This is a genomic window from Planococcus chinensis (assembly GCF_042681545.1).
Lineage (GTDB): Bacteria > Bacillota > Bacilli > Bacillales_A > Planococcaceae > Planococcus > Planococcus chinensis.
In genome coordinates this window covers 430,587-448,642 of the sequence record NZ_JBHUFW010000011.1, presented here as the reverse complement: position 1 = coordinate 448,642, position 18,056 = coordinate 430,587, and the positions used below count along the sequence as shown (strand labels likewise).

Below are 18,056 nucleotides of genomic sequence, written 5' to 3'. Positions count from 1 at the left end.
GACTTGTGAAATAAATCAGTCTTTTGCCGGAAACGGGCTGACATCCGCTTTATGGCCGCCGAAAGGGATGGCGCGTTCGACGGCCGTGCCCGCTTCGGAATAGGAGACGGCGCGCAGCACGTAGTCGGCCCATATTTCTGATGTAGCTTGTCCATCGCTGCATCGAGGCGGCGCGTCTCCCATTTCCGCTGTTCAAACAAGCTCAGCTGCATCGACGTTTCGTCCTCGAGGTTCGACAGCGTGATTGATAGCCGGCGCGCCGGCCGGCCGTCGTAGAACTCCGCGAGCAGTTCGCGGCACACCGCATACAGCTTCAAGGTTTCATTGGTAGCTTCGTCCATCGTCCGCGCCCGGTTGAAGCCGCCGCCGAACGCGTGCTTGCTGTAGCCGACTGCTAGCGTCACTGTCCGCCCCGCCTTGCCGGCCGTGCGGGCGCGCATGGCGACGTCTTCCGCCATTTCGAGCAGCACCGCCGAGATGTCTTCGACGGTCGTGTAATCGCTGTACAGGATCTGCCCTTTGCCGTAGCTCACCTGGCCTTCGACAAGCGGCGCTCCGAGTTCCGACAGATCAATGCCCCAGGCGTGGTGGTAGAGCTGGTTGCCGACGATCCCGAACACTTCCTCGAGTCGCGAGAGCTCGGCCTGCGCCAAGTCGCCGACGGAGAAGATGCCCATGCCGTTCAACGTGTTCTCGATGCGCGTGCCGATGCCCCACATTTTACTGAGCGGCGCAACGGGCCATAATTTCTTTGGAACGTCGCCGAATGTCCATTTCGCAAAACCGGTCCCTTTCGCGTCTAAGTCGAGCGCAAGCTTCGCCATCAGCATATTCGGGCCCATGCCGATGGCCGACGGCAAACAGAACTGCCGGGCGATGTCGTCCTGGATGCGGGCAATAAGCTCTTCTGTCGTCCCCCACAACTTCTCCGTGCCGCTGAGGTCGACGAAACTTTCATCGACGCTGTAGACATGGATCGCTTCCATCGGAACGTATTCTTCCAAAAGCCGGGTGATTTCCATCGACACCTTCAGGAAGAACGCCATCTTCGGTTCGATTTTCTGGATGCGCGGATCGTCCGGAATTTCAAACAGCCGGGTGCCCGTGCGCACGCCGAACTCCTTTTTCAGCCGCGGCGAGGCCGCGAGCACGACGCTTCCCCGGCGCTCCTGATTGCCGATAACCGCGATGCAGGCTTCCATCGGGTCAAGGCCGAGGTCGATTGCGGCACAGCTCGCGTAGAAGCTGCGCATATCAAGGCAGATGATCGGCCGCTGTTCCAATCCTTCATACATGGGACTCCCTCTTTTCTTGCCGTCTGCTGGTTTCTTCTTCAGCATATACGAACACTTGTTCTATATCAATAACCGTTTTGGCGAAATCCCAAACACCGCACGGTATTTACCATGACCTCAAATTACTAATAAAAAAGCCGGTTCTGCCTCTATAAAAGAGGAGAATCGGCAATTAAAAAGATTTTATTGAAATGCTCCTAAAATTTATAACAGAACGATTTAACCTACGTTTGAAAATGCTAAAAAATCCGGTGGACTTCCAAATTTTTCATAAAACCCTGTGTCTCATTCATGGTTATTGGTAAACTTAAGAAGAACGGCCATCCAACTACAAAGGAGAGATGTTTATGTTCTGGTTTCTAGTTCCTGTAATCGCACTTATCGGTTTCGCCGCTTCAATTGACCGCAAACGGAAGAAAATCAACAACCATCTCCTGCAATCCACCCATCCCGATAGCCATGCTGCGAACTCTTCGAGTTTTGAGTCCGGCGGCGATTCCTATGGAGGCGGTGAGTGACGGTAAGAGCAAATCCGCAAAAATAAATTCTACCAGACAGAAAGCCTGCTCCGGTCATCGTTTTCATCATGTATTTGAGACTCCCACGGCTAAAGCCGCAAAGCCCTACACCTTACGGTGTGACGGGTGGGATTCTTGAATAACTAAACGTCCTCAATCCATTTCTGTTTTGGACAGCTTTCAAGATGAGGGTATCTCATTACCCCTCCTAAGACAGTGCATTTAGCATCTTAGGCTGATTGACTATTACCATCAATCACAGGTGCGTACCTGATATTCATTGCACCCACTACATCTCGGTGTTTCTCGAATCCACATTTACATGTGTATTTGCGGTCTTGTGCCGTGTTCCTTTCGGAACACGATGGACATGTTTGACTTGTATAGGCAGGATTCACATATTCGACCTCAATACCTTCTAAACTTGCTTTATATTCGATGAATTGGGCGAGACGGTAGAATGACCATGTGTGCAGGTTCTTTTCGTTTTTACGGCTTGTTCTTGCCGTCTGTCGGATGTTCGCCAGCTTTTCCAAGCGAATGACAGAAATTTTCTGTTGTTTTGCAAAACCTATAATTGCACGACTCACCTTATGGTCTTGGTCTCTCATCCATCGCTGTTCTTTATCATCAAGGTTTCGAATTGCACTTAGCTTGTTGCTATGTCCGAGCTTTTTTCTATTCGCACGGAATTTTCGTTTCTTGAACTTATTCCGCCTGCCGTTGCCAAAAAAGCGAACCTTTCCATCATCCGTCACGGCAACAGCAGGAATTTTCAAACCTAAATCGACACCCATGAGTTTCGTTCCTGTTTTCATATCCGTCTGAATTGTGACGGCAATTTGAGCAATCCATTTATTTGCTTTCTTTGTGATTCGAAGGGTTCCCAACTTATGTTTCAACAAGTCGAAGTTGCGATTGTCTTTATCCACCAACAAAGCACGGACTGGCATCTTCTTTACTTTTCCATTAATCATAAGGGGGAAGTGGATATGAGTGAAATCAAATGAATAATTTTGATTATTCCAGACACAGACAGGTTTTTTAAGCACAGGGACCGTAGTGAATTTCGTCTTTTTGACTTTCGTAGAGAAAATGCTTTTCGCATCTTTGATCGCTTGGTTCTTGACAGCACTCGGAAGGTTGGAGAAAACATCTTTTGTTGTTTTCTTTGTGCTTTTCTTTTCAACCGTCATTTCTCCTACGAGTTGGTTTATAAGAGAGATATATTCTTTGCTCATTTGACTCAATATAATTGCCTGTTCTCTTGTTGGAAGCAGTTTGATTTTAACCGTTATTGTCTGCATCGTTTGATTCACCCCCTTGTTTTTTGTTGCTCGACATACCTTTTGAGGGTTTCGCTGGATACATTTCCTGCGGTAGAAACAAAATATGAGCGTGTCCATAGGCTTGGCAAATGGCTAAGATACGGAAATTCTTCACGCAATCTCCTTGATGTCACTCCTTTTATTTTTGCCATAATATCCGCAGGGCTTAATGTTGGCGGTGCATTAAGAAATAAGTGAGTGAGTGTGGTCTTTGACGCATTCAAGTGCGACAATCTGAATGTTTAACTCTTGGCATACTTCATCAACTATCTCTTTAAATCGCTTTTTCACCGTTGAATCCAAGAATATTTTTCTTCTGACCCAGGGCAAAAAAGAAAATGATAGTTGATCAGGGAGACGGTTGTTTTTGTTCTTCTATACTGGTTCATAATTATATTGTATTAGTTCATTTTGTACACTGCAACACGAAAGAATATCGGATACTTGAAGCCTTCTGCGATGACTCCGTATCCGACCGAGCTATCATCCCTCGATTAAAACCGTGGGCTTTCTCGCTCGGAAAATCTGTAAACTTCAGCTGCTTTGAAAACTGCATCGACCAATCTCTCCAAACTCCCGGCTACGATTTCCACTTCGGGCAGATGATAGAACGTGCTTGTCAGCTCAATATCGTAGATGGAGTCATCCGGCGAATGGAGGAAAATTTTTTTGCCGGCCGCGAGGGCCATTCCCATTTCGATATGGCTTCCTTTTCCTGCCGGCAGCAGAATGATGACAATATCCGAATCCATCACCGCGCGCTTCTCCAGAAGACCGATCCGTTCCAGATCGGCCAAATCGGCTGCGCGGCCATTCATTGTCCAATCGTATGTATGGAAAAACCCGTTGCCCGTCAATTCCCGGCTGACGCTTCTCACTTTTTCTATGTTCTTGAAACTTGATGCGATATAGTATTTCATCTTCCCCACTCCATCGACTCAAAATTTTTGGGGCTGCAGCCGTTTGCTCTTCCCGATTTTATTCGGACAACAGCCCTTCTATTCGAAAAAGGGATGCCTGCCGCTTATAGGAGCAGCAGCGCATCCAGATCAAGAATGTGGATTCCCCTCTGTTCTTCCTGGCGAATCCAGCCAGCATCTTCGAACTTGGTCAGTTTCCGGCTGATCGTCTCCGGCGTGGTGCCCAGATAGGAAGCCAGGTCTTTCCGCGACATCGGCAGCCGGATGGCCATCGAACGGCTTTCTTCTGCCTGATGTGCCAGGTACAGGGCAATCCGTGTCTCGGCATCTTCTGTCGCAAAACTAGTCAGTTGCTGTTCTGCACTGCCAAGCCGTTTTGAAAATTCGCCTAGGATTTTCAGGGAAATCACCGGATGCTCGCTCAAAAGTTCCTGAAGGTCCGTCCGGTGGATCGAGCAGATTTCAGTTTTCTCCATCGCTTCTGCATAGGCATCGTGCACGGATTCTGTAAACAATGCCAGCTCTCCGGTAAATTCTCCGGATTCCAGGATCCGGATCACCTGCTCTTTGCCATTTTCCGATAGCCGGTAGACCTTCACTTTGCCTTTGTGGACGATGTAAAGGGCATTGGAAGTGTCGCCGGACCGGTAAAGGACTTCGCCTTTTTTCAGATTGACCGGCCGGATGGTACGCGTGATTTTGGCCATTTCCGCCTTTTCAAGATGGTTGAAAATCGGCACGATGGAGACACAGAACGTTTGCGGTCCCTTTTCTTCCGAATGGCCATGGCTGCATGTTTCCCTCTGGTTCATGCGAACCTCTCTCCTTTCATTACTGCGATGTATTCAGAGAATTCTATACTTTCATAGTAACATGGACCGGCTTTTTTAGTCCGTTTCCACATGAAAAAATCAGCGGCCGGGAATCTTCCGCTGATTGATTGCGCCGCGTCCGGATCATGCCGATTTCTTCGACAGGACCGGATACCCGAGGTTTTCGATGATGTGCTGGATCTGCTGGCCGTCAATTTCTGTTGCATCGTATTCCACCCGCACTTTGCCGGCATGGAACAGGACGGTTGCCGATACGACCCCAGGCTGTTTCCCTAATGCATGCTCGATTTTTTTAATGCAGGACGGACACGTCAAAGGCTCCATCTGGAACACTATTTTATTCATCTGATTCTCCTCCAATTCGCTTTATGCTGATTGACCTGCTTGATATGGCTTGACCAATTTGCTTTGAATCAGGAATAGCCTTCGACCTTTCCACCGGGCATTTGGTATTTCCAAGGTTTTGGGCCGGCAGGTTTTCTGCGGTTGAAGCGGAGCAGCCGCATGGCGTTCAAGATGACAAGCAGAACGCTGGCTTCGTGGATGAACATGCCAGACGCCAGATGGACCGACCCCATCAGGACCCCAATCAGCAAGTGCGCCACAATACCCACAGCAAAGAATGTATTTTCCTTCATATTGCGGATCGTCGCTTTGGACAGTGCATATGCATGAGAGAACTGCATTAGTTTGTCGGCCATGAGCACGACATCCGCGGTTTCCATGGAAATGTCCGTTCCGCCTTCTCCCATCGCAGCTCCGATATCCGCTGCAGCGATTGCCGGAGCATCATTCACCCCGTCGCCTGCCATTGCCACGACATGCCCCTGTTCTTTCAACCCATTCACAAATGCCACTTTGTCAGCCGGCAGCAGTTCGGCGTGGAACTCGTCGATCCCTAATGCCGCTGCGACCCGTTCTGCGGTGTGGCGGTTATCCCCTGTCAGCATGATAATCTTTTTCACTCCATGTCTACGCATCTCTGCAAGGGCGAGGGCTGCATCTTCCCTGATCTCATCGGCGATGGAGAAAACCCCGGCAATCTCATCCTCAACGGCTGCGAAAACGGCTGTATTGCCGGCTGCTTCACGCGCGGCCGCGTAAGTTTCCACTTCTTCGGGAATATAGATGCCTTTGCTTTTCATGAGTTTCCGGTTGCCGATCGCCATGCATTTTCCTTCCACGGAGGCCATCAACCCGCTGCCTCTTTTCACTTTGGATTTGTCGGGTCTGCCAAACGTTATGTTGCGCGCTTTCGCTTCTTTGACCAAGGTCTGGCCGAGGTGATGTTCCGAAACCGTTTCCGCAATCGCCACCAGCCGGAGCAATTCGTTCTCCTCGTAGAGGCCAAATCCTTTAATGTCCGTCACTTGCGGCTTGCCTTTCGTCAATGTGCCCGTTTTATCGAAAATCAGCGTATCGACTTTCGCAAACCGGTCCATCACTTCTCCGCCTTTGATCAGGACGCCGTTCTTGGCGCCATTGCCGATTCCTGCAACCGTGGACACCGGTGCACCGATCACCAGCGCACCCGGGCAGGCAATGACCAGGAACGTGATCGCCAGGTGGAAGTTCTGCGTCCAGGCAAAGACCACAAGTGCTAAGGCCACAACCGCTGGCGTATAAATATTGGCGAACTTGTTAAGGAATTTTTCGGTTGCTGATTTTGATTCCTGGGCCTCTTCCACCAGTTCGATAATTTTTGCGAACGTGGTGTCGTCGCCGACCTTCTCAGCGATTATTTCAATATAGCCGTTGTCGATGACGGTGCTGCTGAACACTTTATCGCCCGCCCGTTTTGAAGCGGGCACCGATTCCCCGGTAATCGCCGCTTCGTTCAAGAAAGCCTGGCCGCTGACGATTTCCCCGTCGACCGGCACTTTTCCGCCGGTCCGGATAATGACCCGGTCGCCTTTTGCCACTCTATCCGCCGGCACCGTGATGGGTTGCCCGCTCCGCAAGACCACGGCTTCCTGGGGAGTCATGTCCACTAAACTTTTCAACGAAGCCCGCGTTCTCTCGAGCGTCCGGGCCTCCAGGTAATCTCCGAACAGGAACAAAAACGTCACGACTGCCGATTCCGTATACTCGCCGATCGCCAGTGCACCGACCACTGCGATCGACACGAGCAGTTCGATGCTGAAGGCTTTCATCCGCACTGCCTGGAACGCTTTCAGCGCTATCGGAATGATGGCTACTAGTGTGGCAGCGATCAACGTCAGCTGCCGAAGATCTTGAAAGCCGGCGATATTCAGCAGCAGCGCCAGCACAAGCAAAAATCCTGCCCCGAACGTGATGTGTTTTTTGTGTTTTTGTATAAATCCATTCATGGAAACCCGACCCCTTTTTTCATATTCTTTATAGTTAAATGGTAACCGGACGGCGGAAAAAACAAATTGACCGGCATCAAGAAAACATATTTCCGCATCAAAAAAACTGCCCCTCAATCTCTGGAAAATCCAGCAATTGAGGGGCAGTTCCATGCCTCATGAAAATCATGTTCTGAACGTCAGCCGCCGATATACGACATGCCGATCTTCTTCCGGCTTTTCGCGGTCTGTTCTGTCCGTTCGTCGGAATAGCGGTCGCTTCGGCGCTCCCACACGGCCGACACGGCCTGGAGCAATTCAGCATCATCGGAGCCGCTGCGCAGCAGCCCGCGGATGTCGAACCCTTCCACCGCAAACAGGCACGTATAGAATTTCCCGTCAGAAGACAGGCGGGCGCGTGTGCAGGACGAGCAGAAGGATTCGGATACCGACGTGATAAAGCCGACTTGCGAGTCGCTCCCTTGGTACCGATAGCGCTTCGCCACTTCCCCGAAATAGTCCTGGTCAACAGGCTCCAGTTCGAACGCCGACTGCAGTTTTTCCAGGATTTCTTTTTTGGTGACGACTTTTTGGAAACTCCAGCCGTTGTCGTTGCCGACGTCCATGAATTCGATAAAGCGGAGCGTAATGCCGCGTTCCTTGAAATACGCAGCCATCGGAAGGATCTCCGCTTCATTGACGCCTTTTTGGACGACCATGTTGACCTTGATCTCAAAGCCCAGTTCTTTTGCAAAGTCGATGTTTTGCAGAATCAGGGATGAAGAAACACCGCGGCCGTTCAGCTTCCCGAAAAGATCCGGCTCCAGCGCATCCAGGCTGATGTTCAGCCGGCGGAGCCCGGCACTGTACAACGCGGGGCCATGCTGTTTCAAGAGCAGCCCGTTCGTGGTCAGCCCGACGTCTTCGACGCCTTCCACGGAGAAGATTTTCTCGACCAGTTCCGGCAAGCCCCGGCGGAGCAAGGGTTCCCCGCCCGTCAACCGGATTTTCTTGACGCCCATCGATACGAAGATCCTGGTGAGCCGGTGGATCTCCTCAAAAGACAGCAGTTCCTGTTTAGGCAAAAATGCGTAATCATCGCCGAACACTTCCTTCGGCATGCAATACGAACACCGGAAATTGCAGCGGTCCGTGACGGAAATCCTCAGATCCCGTATCGGCCGCCCCAGCCGGTCTTTCAGTGGGTGCCTCTCCATTCGAACGCCCTCCCTTTCTAGTCGGTATTTGTGTTGATGTTCCTGAAAACCCTGCGGTCTTCGTTGAGCAGATCGGAATCGATCCAGGCGGTGTTCAACGTTCCGAGAAAATCGAATACACCCAAGTTTCCGTTTTCCACAGATCCCATCAATTCCTTTGCCCGGTTGCCATTCCAGACGCTGAACAAGGGAATCCTCTCCTCGCTGGTCCGGACCGCCGCAACGTCGCTGGCCTCAGGCGCCAAGCGGACGAGCGCCTGTGATTCCGCTTCCCCTACAAAAGGCATGTCGCAGGCAAGCACCAAATAGCGGTCAGCCGGGCGCAGCGCCATCGCGGAAGCGATTCCGGCAAGCGGGCCTTTACCGGCCACTTCCGGCAAATCGGTGATGACGTCCAACCCGGCGGGAAAAAGCGCCAGAAACTCTGCGCGCGAAACGATGACGACGTCTTCGCACGCCGCCTCCAGCGCCCGGTAAACGCGTTCGTAGAAAAGCTCGCCTCCGATTGGAGCAAACGCTTTGGGAGACCCGAAGCGCCGCGAGAGGCCGCCCGCGAGCAGGATCCCGACCGTCCGGTTCATCCGCCGCTGACCGGCGGAATCACCGCTATGACATCGCCTGCTGCCAAGGCGTCGCCCGGCAGCGCGTATTCTTCATTCACCGCAAATTGCACAGCGCTTCCCTGCATTTCCGGATATTTTTCCAGCAGCTGCAGTTGAAGCTCTTCGACCGTCTGGCCCGTATAGGGCACAATTTCCTGAGCGGTCCCCGTCAGCTCGCGGACGCCCGCAAAATAATGGACTGTAATCATATCGTTTCTCCTTCCGGCTTTTTCTTCTGGTCCCCAATCCATTCCTCGCCGCCGTTCCAGATTTCTTTTTTCCAGATCGGGACAATTTCCTTGATGCGTTCGATAGCGTATTCATTCGCTTCATAGGCGGCTTTCCGGTGCGGCGAAGACACCGCAATCACGACGGCAATATCGCTGATCCCTAATTCGCCGATGCGGTGGGCGATGGCCACACGGGCGCCATCCCATCGTTCTTCGATTTCCTGGCCGATCTGTGCAAGCTTCTTTTCCGCCATCGGCACATAGGCCTCATACGCCAAGTATACGGTCTGCACGCCCTTTGTCCACTCTCGGACGTGCCCGGTGAACAGCGTCACTGCTCCGGCTTCCGGCCGCAGAACAAGGTCCGCGTATACTTGGGGATCGATCGGTTCGGTCACGATACTAAATGCTTTCATCTTTTCCACTTCCCATCCACTCCCTAAAAAAACGGCCGCTTGCCGCATGTTTATCCAATTCCAAAGTCTGGACCCCTTCCAGCTCGACGCCCTGGTGCACGAAAACCGCCCGGATATCTGAAAGGCCCTTCAACGTGTCCCAGTCTTCTCCGCTGCGGACCAGCACCGCTTTCGGATATGGCGCGTCTTTAAAGCCTTCGATGAGAATAAAATCCGGATCTATGAGCTTCGAGAACCCGATGAACTTCTCAAGATCCGCCTCTTGCCTCTCAAGATGCAGTTGGACCAGCCCGCCGCCGTAGACGAGCGAGCTTGCTGCGCCGTTCGCCAGAAATTGCGTGCTGTCTGTGCCGGCAGGCGGAAGGTCCGGCTTGCCCCCGTGGCCGTGGTGCTTGATCGCCGAAACTTTTTTCCCTGTTTCTTGTGCCAAAGCGATGAGGCGGTTCATCAGCGTCGTTTTGCCGCTGTTTTTATAGCCCACCACTTGCAGGATCTTCATATTTTCCATTCCGCACTGCCTTCTTCGACGCCGAGCAGCAGCACGTCCACCCGGTCGCCGCTCGTGAATCCTCTTGAACCGCCCGGCAGCACGATCAGGGCATTGCCTTTGGCAATGGATGCCACAGCATTCGATTTGTTGAAGCCGGCCGGTTTGATGCTGTGGCCGTCGTACACCGCCCGTATGAAGCGTGTGAACGGATTGGCCTTGGCAAAGTCTTCCGACAGCAGCGCTGTCGTGTGCGGCAGGAACAGCTTGTCCGCTCCCATCATCCGGAGCAGAGCCGGGCGGACGAACAGCTCGAAGCCCGTAAAGCAGGCGGAAGGGTTGCCCGATAAGCCGAAGAGGTATTTTCCGTCGGCCACGGCGACCGTTGTGACGCTGCCCGGCCGCATGGCGACTTTGTTGAACAGCACTTCAGCGCCGAGCCGCTCGTAGATTGCCGGAAGAAAATCGAAATCCCCGACCGATACGCCGCCCGTGGTGATCAGGCAGTCGGTTTCCGCGGCAGCTTTTTTGACGATTCCGAAGCTTTCGTCCAGATTGTCCACGGACATGCCGTACGTTTTGCTGGCGATCCCCATACGGGCAAGTTGGGCGCTGATCATTGGTCCGTTGCTATTGCGGATTTTCCCTGGCACCAGCGGCTCCGATACATCGAGCAGTTCCGTGCCCGTCGACAGGATGCCGACGACCGGCTGCTTTGCCACTTGCACTTCGGCATAGCCGAACGTTGCGAGCAGCGCAATCGTCCCCGGATGGATCAGGCTCCCGCGGGGGATGACTTCTTCGCCCGCTTTCACGTCTTCCCCTTCGAGCGAAACGTTCTCGAGCGGCGCAAACGGTTTACGGATCGTGAACGAACCTTCCGCTTCCGCCGCCTGTTCAAACATGACCACGGCATCGGCCCCTTCAGGAAGCGGTGCACCGGTCATGATTCTGACGGCTTGACGGCCTGAAAGCGTTTTTCCTGAAACTTCGCCGGCGCCGATATGGTCGACGATGTCGAACCGGATGCGCCGGTCTCCAGAAGCGCCTTCTGACTGGGCCGAAATGATTGCAAATCCGTCATACGGCGACCGGTCAAAAGGCGGCACCGGATGCCCTGCGATGACCGGCTCTGCCAGGATGCGGTTATAGCTCCGTTCGAGCGGGACCGTTTCGGTGCCCATCATGCGCGCCTGTTGGATCACTTTTTGTACAGCTTCTGAAACCGGGATCGGTTTGCGGTGTTCCACCATGGGTATCTACTCCTCGATTATTCCTGATATACTTGTTTATATGAACCGGAAAGGATGATTTCTATGTCAGAACTGACACACTTCAATGAACAGGGACGGGCCAAGATGGTCGACGTCTCGGAAAAAAACGATTCGGTCCGGACCGCGCAGGCGCAATCCGCTGTTTTATTGAACAAAGCCGTCTACGACCAGATCAAGGAAGGCACCAATAAAAAAGGGGATGTTTTGGCTGTTGCGCAGGTCGCCGGCATCATGGCGGCGAAAAACACCGCCCAGATCATTCCGATGTGCCACCCGCTCGCGTTGAGTGGCGTCGATATCGGCTTTGAGTGGAATGTGGACGAAGCCGAGTCCCATTATGAAGTGCTGATTTTTGCGACGGTCAAGACCAAAGGGCCGACCGGCGTCGAGATGGAAGCTTTGACGGCAGCCGCTGCTGCAGCGCTCACCATCTACGATATGTGCAAAGCGGCCGGCAAGGAAATGGTCATCGGGCCGACCCTGCTGCTGCAGAAGACCGGCGGCAAGTCGGGCGACTACAGCCGTTCCTGACGATGCTTGCCGAGTTCAAAGGTGATGTGCGCGAGTTCCGGGAGGATGAGCCGCTCCATGGCGAGCTTCACCGCTCCGCGCGAACCCGGCAGCACAAAGATCGCTTTATCATGCGAAACACCGGCCGATGCGCGGCTGAGAAGCGCTTTCGTGCCGATGTCTTCCGTAAAGCTCAGGAACCGGAAAAGTTCGCCGAAGCCTGGAATCGTTTTTTCGTAAAACGGTTCCATCGCTTCAATGGAAACATCCCTCTTTGCAATCCCCGTACCGCCTGTCGAAACGATGGCATCCAGGTCCCCGCGGACCAGCCATTCCGTCATCACGGCTTCGATTTCTGCCCGGTCGTCCTTGGCGATCCGGTAATCGGCCACCTCAATCCCTTTTGCTTCCGCCAGACGTTTCACCAGCCCACCGCCGGCATCGGTCTCAAAATTGCGCGTATCGCTGACTGTCATTACGGCAACGCGGATTTTTCTGTTCAACTCGAAAGACTCGGACATCCCTTTCTTCCTTTCTCATCAACCGAATAATTGGTGGTAAAAATTCCGGCCTTCCGGCACATTCCGGATGCCATGGATCAGAAGGCGGCCGTCTGCGAACAGCACGGCGCGCTTCCCGAACACCTGGAGTTCGACAAAATAAGGCGTGCGTTTCACCTTGCCGCCCATTCTACGCCCGATCGTTTCTGCATCCGCCAGTGAAATGATGCGGTCCGGACCGGGCAGGACCTGGACCGCTTCCCTTCCGCAAAGAACGGCGTACGCGCCTTGACCCGCCCCGTTCAGCGACGGATAGGCAGGTGCGTTTCCGCAAGTTGCGCATTCGGGATTGCGGATGCGTGATACTCCGATGTCGTGCTGGATATTCTCCCAAAGATCGAAATGATGCACCCTTTTCCGCATCGCACTGCGGTTGCCGCTGAGCCATTTCAATGCTTCGGTGCACTGGATGGCGGCCGTCACTTGGACAGCCGGCGGGATGATGCCAGCCGTATCGCATGTCTGATTCACGGTCGGGAGCACCGGCAGGAGGCAGCGGAAACAAGACGATTCGCCGGGGATGAACGGAAAGACGGCGCCGGTGCTTCCGACGCACGCCCCGTAGATCCAAGGCACCGCGAATTTAGCGGACGCGTCGTTGATCAGCAGACGGGTTTCGAAATTGTCGGTCGCGTCCATGATGAGTGAACAGCGGCCCGCCAATTTCTCCATCAGCCCCGCATCCAGGTGCTCCAGGTAAACCGACAAACGGAGATCGCTGCGGATCGCTTTCAATCTTTTTTCAGCAGCTACGACTTTCGGCACCATCTCTTTGGCATCTTCTTCCGTAAACAGCTGCTGGCGCTGGAGGTTGGACCATTCCACATAATCGCGGTCGACCAGATGGATTTCGCCGACGCCGGCCCGGGTCAAGGTCTCAGCAATCGCCGAGCCGAGCGCCCCGCAGCCGATGATGGCGACGGACGCATCCGCCATATTCTGCTGCCCTTTCAGCCCCACCGGCTTGAATAGTAGTTGCCGGGAATAGCGGTCATCCATTGGCAAATCCACCTTTCTGTCTAATTCAATGATAATTCGGGTGCGGGATGGTTTTTATTGTATTCCGAGGTGATGTCGCTGAACGTGCCGACATACCGCACCACTTCCCCGGTATCGTCTTTCACGGCGCTGATGTTGAGCCATTGCAGGTATTCTTCGCCATTTTTCTTTTTGTTCCAAATTTCGCCTTGCCACATGCCCTGTTCTTTGATTTCCTCCCACATCTTTTGGTAGAAATCCGGAGATTGCTTGCCGGATTTCATGATGTTCGGATTCTGGCCGATGACATCGCCTTCGTCAAAACCGGTCAGCTTCGTGAACGCGGGATTGACGGACTTGATCTTGCCGGTGACATCGGTCACCAGGATTCCCTGGCCAGTTGAATTGAAGACTTCTGCAGCCAATAGCAGACGATCCTGGTAATACATCCATACTACCAAAACCAGGCTGGCTAATGCTACCTGCGACAGGAGCATAAAGCCAATCGAGTACTGTCCGGTGACCGAAAAGATGATCGAAAGCATGATCGGCGGGAAAAATCCGCCGAGCCCGCCCATCATGGAGACGATTCCGTTGACGATCCCGGCCTGTTTGTTGAAATAGAACGGCACCAGTTTGAAGATGACGCCGTTGCCGATTCCGGCGCTGACTGCGATGGCCAGGCTGCCGACCGTGTACAAGCCGATCGACGGCGAGAAAGCCAGGATGATGGCCGCAATCGTGTAGACAAAGAACGTCCCCATCAAGAGCAGCAGCGGCTGCAATTTGTCGGCCAGCCAGCCGCCGATCGGCCGCATGAATGTCGCGAGCGCAATAAACCCTGCTGTCCGCATGCCGGCATCGACTTTCTCCAACCCGTAATTGTTGACCAGGAAGTTCGGCAGGTAAATCGTGAAGGCGACAAACGAACCGAAGGTAATGAAATAGAACAGTGAGAAAAACCATAATTTCTCGTTTTTATAGACTCCTTTGATCTGCTCGAAAATAGGAGTTTTCACTTTGGTTTCGTGGCGGTCGCCCAGGAAGAAATTCAGGACGGCGAACACCAAGAGAAGGATCAGGTACAATTTGATGGTGGCGGACCAGCCGATCTGGGTGGCGATCAGCGGGGCACTGAACGTCGTGATCGCGGTCCCGATATTCCCGGCCCCGTAGATGCCGTTGACGAGCCCGTGCTTTTCCTTCGGATAGTATTTCGGCAGCGACGTGACCCCGACAGAAAAGACGGCTCCGCCGATCCCAAGGAACAGGCCGCCGATGATCAAATCATTGAACGACGAGGCTTCGCTTAAGTAGAACACTGGAAACAGCAGCAAGATAAAGCTGAGCAGGAAGATGATGCGGGCGCCGAAGACGTTCGCATAGTACCCGAGCGGAATCCGGAGGATTGATCCGAGCACGACCGGCACTGCGGTGACGATGGCCAACCGCTCCGGAGGAATGGCAATGTCTTCGCTGATGAACGGGATGAGCGAGGAGATGATAACCCATACCATAAATCCGACGACCAAATTCATTGTTTGAAGCGGCAATTGCATTTTCTTGATCATAAAAATCACCTTTTTCCAAATTTTTTTATTTACAATTTCTGTTATTGATTCCCTACTCCCATTGTACTGCTCACCCTCCTTCTTTTTAATAAGGGAGTCCCCTCGCCTTCGAAGGGGAAACCCTTAAAAATCGCCTCCCCGCCTGCATCGGCGACACTCACCCCTAGTCCCGCTTCCGAAAATGAAAACGCAAAAAAGCCGGCGGGGAAAAGCGATGCTTTTTCTCCGTCGGCTTCTGCCGAGTCTTTTGGTTTATGTGATCAACGTATTCATTTTCTTATACAGTTCGTCCTGGTCGACAGCTTTCATCAATTTCTCCGCCATCGGGAACAGCACAGTCTCTTCTTTTACAAAATGGATCGTCAGCACTTCGAAGGCTTCACCGGCATCTTTTGCGACAGTCTTCAGATCTTCGAGCGTCATCGCGTCGATATTGTCGCGCGTGTGGTGGAAAAAGTGACCGATATAGCCGTCGATTTCCTGGTGCTCTTCCTGGATGCCGACCAGCGGCCCTTGTTCAAAGCCGATATACGTTCCCAGGACCGGGAAAAAATGCTCTTCCTCTTTTTCGGTATGGTTCTTGAACGGTTCAATGAATTCGTAAAGCTTCTGGCGCAGCAATTTCAGCTTCTCGCGCCCTTCCTCGAGGCTCATTTCTTGCCGTTCGAAATCGAGCACGAGGCTGTGCCAATCGTCCATCAGATACGACAAATAGCGGTGTTCGTTTTCAAGCAGCCGCATGCCGGGTTCGGTAAACCGGAGATTGTTATTGGTTGCCATTCGGATTCCTCCTGCACCATTAAAAGTTCAGTAATTTTTTCTTCAATGCATATTCGACCAGTTCCGGCCTGCTTTTCAAATTCAGCTTTTCCATGATCTTGGCTTTGTGCGCTTCGACTGTCTTCACTGAAATGAACAGCTTCTGGGCGATTTCTTTATTGCCATAGCCCTTCGCGATCAACGGCAGCACTTCCACTTCGCGCTTCGACAAGCATTCGAACGGATCTGTCCCTTTTGAACTGGCGTCTTTGTTGATGAATTCCCGGACGAGCGACGTGGCCATCTTCGGATGGATATAGGTTCCGCCGCTGTGGATCGTCCGGATCGCCAGAAGCAGCTCTTCGTCCGGCGCGTTTTTCAGCATATAGCCGGAGGCGCCGTTTTTCAGCACATGGAACAAATACTCTTCATCGTCGTGCATCGTCAGGATCAGGATTTTCGTATCCGGAAAATCTTCTTTCACTTTGCCGGTCGTGACCAAGCCGCTTTCGCCGGGCGGCATGCTCAAGTCCAGCAGGAGAATATCCGGCTGGTGTTTGGCCACCATCTGATAGGCTTCGATTCCATCTGCGGCAAGCGCAATCACTTCCATGTCCTCCTGGAAATTCAGGATCATCGAAAAGCCGCTGCGCACGATTGCATGATCGTCGGCGATCACAATCTTCATCTTCATTCCCCCGCTTTCACATCGGCACCCGCAAGTGCACCGTAGTCCCTTTGCCCGGAGCCGACTGGATCTGAACATTTCCGTACACCAATTCCGCGCGTTCGTTCATCCCGAACAAGCCGAGGCCCGTCCCTTCCGGAAGGCCTCCAGGCGAGAAACCTTCGCCGTCGTCTTTGACGATCAATTGGAGCGCCCCGCCCTTTTCGAACAAATACACCTGCAGCTTGTCCACTCCGGCATATTTCATTGCGTTCAGGACGGCCTCCTGGCCGACCCGGTAGAAGACGGTTTCCAATTCGCCGCCGTAGCGCTTTTTCTTGATATCCGAATGGAACTCGATGTCCATGCCAAAACTGTTTTCCATCCGTTTGAAGTGCGAGCGGAAAGCGGCTTCGAGCCCAAAATCATCGAGCGCCGCCGGCCGAAGCTCCACCGACATGTTCCGGATATCGTCCAGAAGCCGCGTCAGCGTCGCTTTGGTGTCGTCGGTCTTAACGAGTAAATTCGTATCGTTTGTCATGTATTTCAATGCACGCAATTCGATGACGGCGCTCATCAGCTCCTGGGCCACGCTGTCATGGAGCTCGCGCGAAATCCGTTTGCGTTCATTTTCCTGGGCTTGGATGACATGCTTCATCATCAGGTTCTGGTGCAGTTTCTGTTGGGTCTTGAATTGGTTTGTCAAATCACGCAGCATAAAGACGCGGATTCCCTGTTGAGGATCGATGGTGTGAAAAGTGGCCGCGTAAGGCACCACGCCTTTTTCCGCAGTTTCCAGATGGACTTGGAATGACGTAAACGCATCCTTGTCCTTGCTGGTCAGGAAACAGTCCACGCACGTCCGGTATTCGGTTTCACTCGTATATCCCCGGCAAGCCGTGCAGATCGCCTTTTCCGCCCCCTGCTGGAGCTGGCCGGACACATTCAAATCGACAATCTTCTCCGCAGCGGGATTGTGGGCGATCATTTCGCCTTCCCGGTTGAAAAAGAATATCGCTTCTGTGCTGTTTTCGAACATCTTCATCATCAACTCAGGCCGGATGTCTTTGTTTGCAAGCGTCAATTGAACATCAATTCCTTCCCGTCCAAACTTCCAATGCGCTTTTTAGAAGACTGTTTTAAAATCCGCAGGTTCTGCTCCGTCATTTTATGGGCTTCGCGGAAACCGCCCAATAGGACGCCGGCCACCCGCCCTTCGTGCCATAGCGGGTATGCGCCCATTGATTTCAGTTTTTCCAGGGCCAGGATCGGATAATTGAACAGGTCCTCGCGATCGGTGAAATCCGCCACATCGTGTACGATCAGCGGTTTTCCGGTCTTGAAGACCATTCCGGCAATCCCTTTCCCGGATTGCAGCGTGACATGTTTCAAGCGGCTGCTGATGCTGCCGGTAGCGTATTTCCATTTCAATACATGCTGATTCTCTGCCGGTTCCACCAGGACGATTGCCACAAAATCACAGCCTGTCGCGGTTCGGATGTTTTCAAGTTCAGTCAAGTAGTCTATGTGTTTTTTCATATGCTGCGTCTCCCATGGAAACCAAAAGAGGGGCAGCCCCCTC

20 protein-coding genes and 2 pseudogenes are annotated in these 18,056 nt (G+C 52.9%); 2 read left to right on the top strand and 20 right to left on the bottom strand.

Going from position 1 to position 18,056, the window contains the following annotated elements:
• Positions 1 to 15: 15 nt before the first annotated feature.
• A pseudogene (locus ACFSDB_RS14800) lies at positions 16 to 1,295 on the bottom strand (Y-family DNA polymerase).
• 347 nt (positions 1,296 to 1,642) lie between these two features.
• Here ACFSDB_RS14800 and ACFSDB_RS14795 point away from each other — a divergent pair.
• Complete coding sequence (locus ACFSDB_RS14795) at positions 1,643 to 1,813, top strand: hypothetical protein (RefSeq protein WP_204890557.1); 171 nt, start codon at positions 1,643 to 1,645, stop codon at positions 1,811 to 1,813.
• A 230-nt stretch (positions 1,814 to 2,043) separates the two neighbouring features.
• Here the strand turns inward: ACFSDB_RS14795 and ACFSDB_RS14790 are convergent, their stop codons facing one another.
• The 12 genes and pseudogenes from ACFSDB_RS14790 to ACFSDB_RS14735 all read right to left on the bottom strand — a co-directional run bounded on the left by ACFSDB_RS14790 (position 2,044) and on the right by ACFSDB_RS14735 (position 11,408).
• Entirely contained in the window at positions 2,044 to 3,120 is a 1,077-nt protein-coding gene (locus ACFSDB_RS14790) for an RNA-guided endonuclease TnpB family protein (RefSeq protein WP_204890556.1), read from the bottom strand.
• Between the two features lie 8 nt (positions 3,121 to 3,128).
• Positions 3,129 to 3,533, bottom strand: a pseudogene (tnpA, locus tag ACFSDB_RS14785) (IS200/IS605 family transposase).
• Positions 3,534 to 3,635: 102 nt separating this feature from the next.
• Positions 3,636 to 4,061 (bottom strand): group-specific protein, encoded by a 426-nt coding sequence (locus ACFSDB_RS14780; protein ID WP_204890555.1) that lies wholly within the window; start codon positions 4,059 to 4,061, stop codon positions 3,636 to 3,638.
• 104 nt (positions 4,062 to 4,165) lie between these two features.
• Complete coding sequence (locus tag ACFSDB_RS14775) at positions 4,166 to 4,873, bottom strand: Crp/Fnr family transcriptional regulator (protein WP_204890554.1); 708 nt, start codon at positions 4,871 to 4,873, stop codon at positions 4,166 to 4,168.
• A gap of 144 nt (positions 4,874 to 5,017) precedes the next feature.
• Complete coding sequence (locus ACFSDB_RS14770; RefSeq protein WP_204890553.1) at positions 5,018 to 5,239, bottom strand: heavy-metal-associated domain-containing protein; 222 nt, start codon at positions 5,237 to 5,239, stop codon at positions 5,018 to 5,020.
• A 68-nt stretch (positions 5,240 to 5,307) separates the two neighbouring features.
• Complete coding sequence (locus ACFSDB_RS14765) at positions 5,308 to 7,224, bottom strand: heavy metal translocating P-type ATPase (RefSeq protein ID WP_204890552.1); 1,917 nt, start codon at positions 7,222 to 7,224, stop codon at positions 5,308 to 5,310.
• 179 nt (positions 7,225 to 7,403) lie between these two features.
• Entirely contained in the window at positions 7,404 to 8,420 is a 1,017-nt protein-coding gene (moaA, locus tag ACFSDB_RS14760) for a GTP 3',8-cyclase MoaA (RefSeq protein ID WP_204890551.1), read from the bottom strand.
• 17 nt (positions 8,421 to 8,437) lie between these two features.
• A complete protein-coding gene (mobA, locus tag ACFSDB_RS14755; RefSeq protein ID WP_204890550.1) occupies positions 8,438 to 9,001 on the bottom strand; it encodes a molybdenum cofactor guanylyltransferase in 564 nt (187 codons plus the stop codon).
• Positions 8,998 to 9,231, bottom strand: coding sequence for a molybdopterin converting factor subunit 1 (gene moaD / locus ACFSDB_RS14750; RefSeq protein WP_204890549.1), 234 nt, complete (start codon positions 9,229 to 9,231; stop codon positions 8,998 to 9,000). Before moaD ends, mobA begins: the two co-directional genes overlap by 4 nt.
• Positions 9,228 to 9,668, bottom strand: coding sequence for a molybdenum cofactor biosynthesis protein MoaE (locus tag ACFSDB_RS14745; RefSeq protein WP_204890548.1), 441 nt, complete (start codon positions 9,666 to 9,668; stop codon positions 9,228 to 9,230). The genes moaD and ACFSDB_RS14745 overlap by 4 nt, the downstream gene beginning before the upstream one ends.
• Entirely contained in the window at positions 9,655 to 10,176 is a 522-nt protein-coding gene (mobB, locus tag ACFSDB_RS14740) for a molybdopterin-guanine dinucleotide biosynthesis protein B (RefSeq protein ID WP_204890547.1), read from the bottom strand. Before mobB ends, ACFSDB_RS14745 begins: the two co-directional genes overlap by 14 nt.
• A complete protein-coding gene (locus tag ACFSDB_RS14735) occupies positions 10,164 to 11,408 on the bottom strand; it encodes a molybdopterin molybdotransferase MoeA (protein WP_204890546.1) in 1,245 nt (414 codons plus the stop codon). Before ACFSDB_RS14735 ends, mobB begins: the two co-directional genes overlap by 13 nt.
• Before the next feature lie 63 nt (positions 11,409 to 11,471).
• Here ACFSDB_RS14735 and moaC point away from each other — a divergent pair, with 63 nt between their 5' ends.
• Positions 11,472 to 11,960: a cyclic pyranopterin monophosphate synthase MoaC gene (gene moaC / locus ACFSDB_RS14730; RefSeq protein ID WP_204890545.1), complete on the top strand. Its 489-nt coding sequence runs from the start codon at positions 11,472 to 11,474 to the stop codon at positions 11,958 to 11,960.
• Here moaC and ACFSDB_RS14725 read toward each other — a convergent pair.
• The 7 genes from ACFSDB_RS14725 to ACFSDB_RS14695 all read right to left on the bottom strand — a co-directional run bounded on the left by ACFSDB_RS14725 (position 11,945) and on the right by ACFSDB_RS14695 (position 18,013).
• Positions 11,945 to 12,460, bottom strand: coding sequence for a MogA/MoaB family molybdenum cofactor biosynthesis protein (locus ACFSDB_RS14725; RefSeq protein ID WP_204890544.1), 516 nt, complete (start codon positions 12,458 to 12,460; stop codon positions 11,945 to 11,947). The two genes, moaC and ACFSDB_RS14725, sit on opposite strands and share 16 nt — an antisense overlap.
• Positions 12,461 to 12,478: 18 nt before the next feature.
• Positions 12,479 to 13,498, bottom strand: coding sequence for a ThiF family adenylyltransferase (locus ACFSDB_RS14720; protein WP_204890543.1), 1,020 nt, complete (start codon positions 13,496 to 13,498; stop codon positions 12,479 to 12,481).
• Between the two features lie 20 nt (positions 13,499 to 13,518).
• Positions 13,519 to 15,048 carry a nitrate/nitrite transporter gene (locus tag ACFSDB_RS14715; RefSeq protein ID WP_204890542.1) on the bottom strand — a complete coding sequence of 510 codons (1,530 nt, stop codon included), beginning with the start codon at positions 15,046 to 15,048 and terminating at the stop codon, positions 13,519 to 13,521.
• A 252-nt stretch (positions 15,049 to 15,300) separates the two neighbouring features.
• Positions 15,301 to 15,828, bottom strand: a complete 528-nt coding sequence (locus ACFSDB_RS14710; protein WP_204890541.1) for a hemerythrin domain-containing protein — start codon at positions 15,826 to 15,828, stop codon at positions 15,301 to 15,303.
• 19 nt (positions 15,829 to 15,847) lie between these two features.
• Positions 15,848 to 16,495, bottom strand: coding sequence for a response regulator transcription factor (locus ACFSDB_RS14705; protein WP_204890540.1), 648 nt, complete (start codon positions 16,493 to 16,495; stop codon positions 15,848 to 15,850).
• A gap of 16 nt (positions 16,496 to 16,511) precedes the next feature.
• Positions 16,512 to 17,558 (bottom strand): PAS domain-containing sensor histidine kinase, encoded by a 1,047-nt coding sequence (locus ACFSDB_RS14700; protein ID WP_377340450.1) that lies wholly within the window; start codon positions 17,556 to 17,558, stop codon positions 16,512 to 16,514.
• Positions 17,555 to 18,013 carry a GAF domain-containing protein gene (locus tag ACFSDB_RS14695; protein WP_204890539.1) on the bottom strand — a complete coding sequence of 153 codons (459 nt, stop codon included), beginning with the start codon at positions 18,011 to 18,013 and terminating at the stop codon, positions 17,555 to 17,557. The genes ACFSDB_RS14700 and ACFSDB_RS14695 overlap by 4 nt, the downstream gene beginning before the upstream one ends.
• Between the last annotated feature and the right edge of the window lie 43 nt (positions 18,014 to 18,056).

What these genes read in the sequence shown, in the direction of transcription:
- ACFSDB_RS14765 (WP_204890552.1), bottom strand. Translation starts at nt 7,224, where the DNA reads ATGAATGGATTTATACAAAAACACAAAAAACACATCACGTTCGGGGCA.
- ACFSDB_RS14795 (WP_204890557.1), top strand. Translation starts at nt 1,643, where the DNA reads ATGTTCTGGTTTCTAGTTCCTGTAATCGCACTTATCGGTTTCGCCGCT.
- mobA (WP_204890550.1), bottom strand. Translation starts at nt 9,001, where the DNA reads ATGAACCGGACGGTCGGGATCCTGCTCGCGGGCGGCCTCTCGCGGCGC.
- ACFSDB_RS14710 (WP_204890541.1), bottom strand. Translation starts at nt 15,828, where the DNA reads ATGGCAACCAATAACAATCTCCGGTTTACCGAACCCGGCATGCGGCTG.
- ACFSDB_RS14695 (WP_204890539.1), bottom strand. Translation starts at nt 18,013, where the DNA reads ATGAAAAAACACATAGACTACTTGACTGAACTTGAAAACATCCGAACC.
- ACFSDB_RS14780 (WP_204890555.1), bottom strand. Translation starts at nt 4,061, where the DNA reads ATGAAATACTATATCGCATCAAGTTTCAAGAACATAGAAAAAGTGAGA.
- ACFSDB_RS14725 (WP_204890544.1), bottom strand. Translation starts at nt 12,460, where the DNA reads ATGTCCGAGTCTTTCGAGTTGAACAGAAAAATCCGCGTTGCCGTAATG.
- ACFSDB_RS14735 (WP_204890546.1), bottom strand. Translation starts at nt 11,408, where the DNA reads ATGGTGGAACACCGCAAACCGATCCCGGTTTCAGAAGCTGTACAAAAA.
- moaA (WP_204890551.1), bottom strand. Translation starts at nt 8,420, where the DNA reads ATGGAGAGGCACCCACTGAAAGACCGGCTGGGGCGGCCGATACGGGAT.
- ACFSDB_RS14720 (WP_204890543.1), bottom strand. Translation starts at nt 13,498, where the DNA reads ATGGATGACCGCTATTCCCGGCAACTACTATTCAAGCCGGTGGGGCTG.
- ACFSDB_RS14705 (WP_204890540.1), bottom strand. Translation starts at nt 16,495, where the DNA reads ATGAAGATTGTGATCGCCGACGATCATGCAATCGTGCGCAGCGGCTTT.
- ACFSDB_RS14790 (WP_204890556.1), bottom strand. Translation starts at nt 3,120, where the DNA reads ATGCAGACAATAACGGTTAAAATCAAACTGCTTCCAACAAGAGAACAG.
- ACFSDB_RS14715 (WP_204890542.1), bottom strand. Translation starts at nt 15,048, where the DNA reads ATGATCAAGAAAATGCAATTGCCGCTTCAAACAATGAATTTGGTCGTC.
- ACFSDB_RS14745 (WP_204890548.1), bottom strand. Translation starts at nt 9,668, where the DNA reads ATGAAAGCATTTAGTATCGTGACCGAACCGATCGATCCCCAAGTATAC.
- mobB (WP_204890547.1), bottom strand. Translation starts at nt 10,176, where the DNA reads ATGGAAAATATGAAGATCCTGCAAGTGGTGGGCTATAAAAACAGCGGC.
- moaD (WP_204890549.1), bottom strand. Translation starts at nt 9,231, where the DNA reads ATGATTACAGTCCATTATTTTGCGGGCGTCCGCGAGCTGACGGGGACC.
- ACFSDB_RS14775 (WP_204890554.1), bottom strand. Translation starts at nt 4,873, where the DNA reads ATGAACCAGAGGGAAACATGCAGCCATGGCCATTCGGAAGAAAAGGGA.
- ACFSDB_RS14770 (WP_204890553.1), bottom strand. Translation starts at nt 5,239, where the DNA reads ATGAATAAAATAGTGTTCCAGATGGAGCCTTTGACGTGTCCGTCCTGC.
- moaC (WP_204890545.1), top strand. Translation starts at nt 11,472, where the DNA reads ATGTCAGAACTGACACACTTCAATGAACAGGGACGGGCCAAGATGGTC.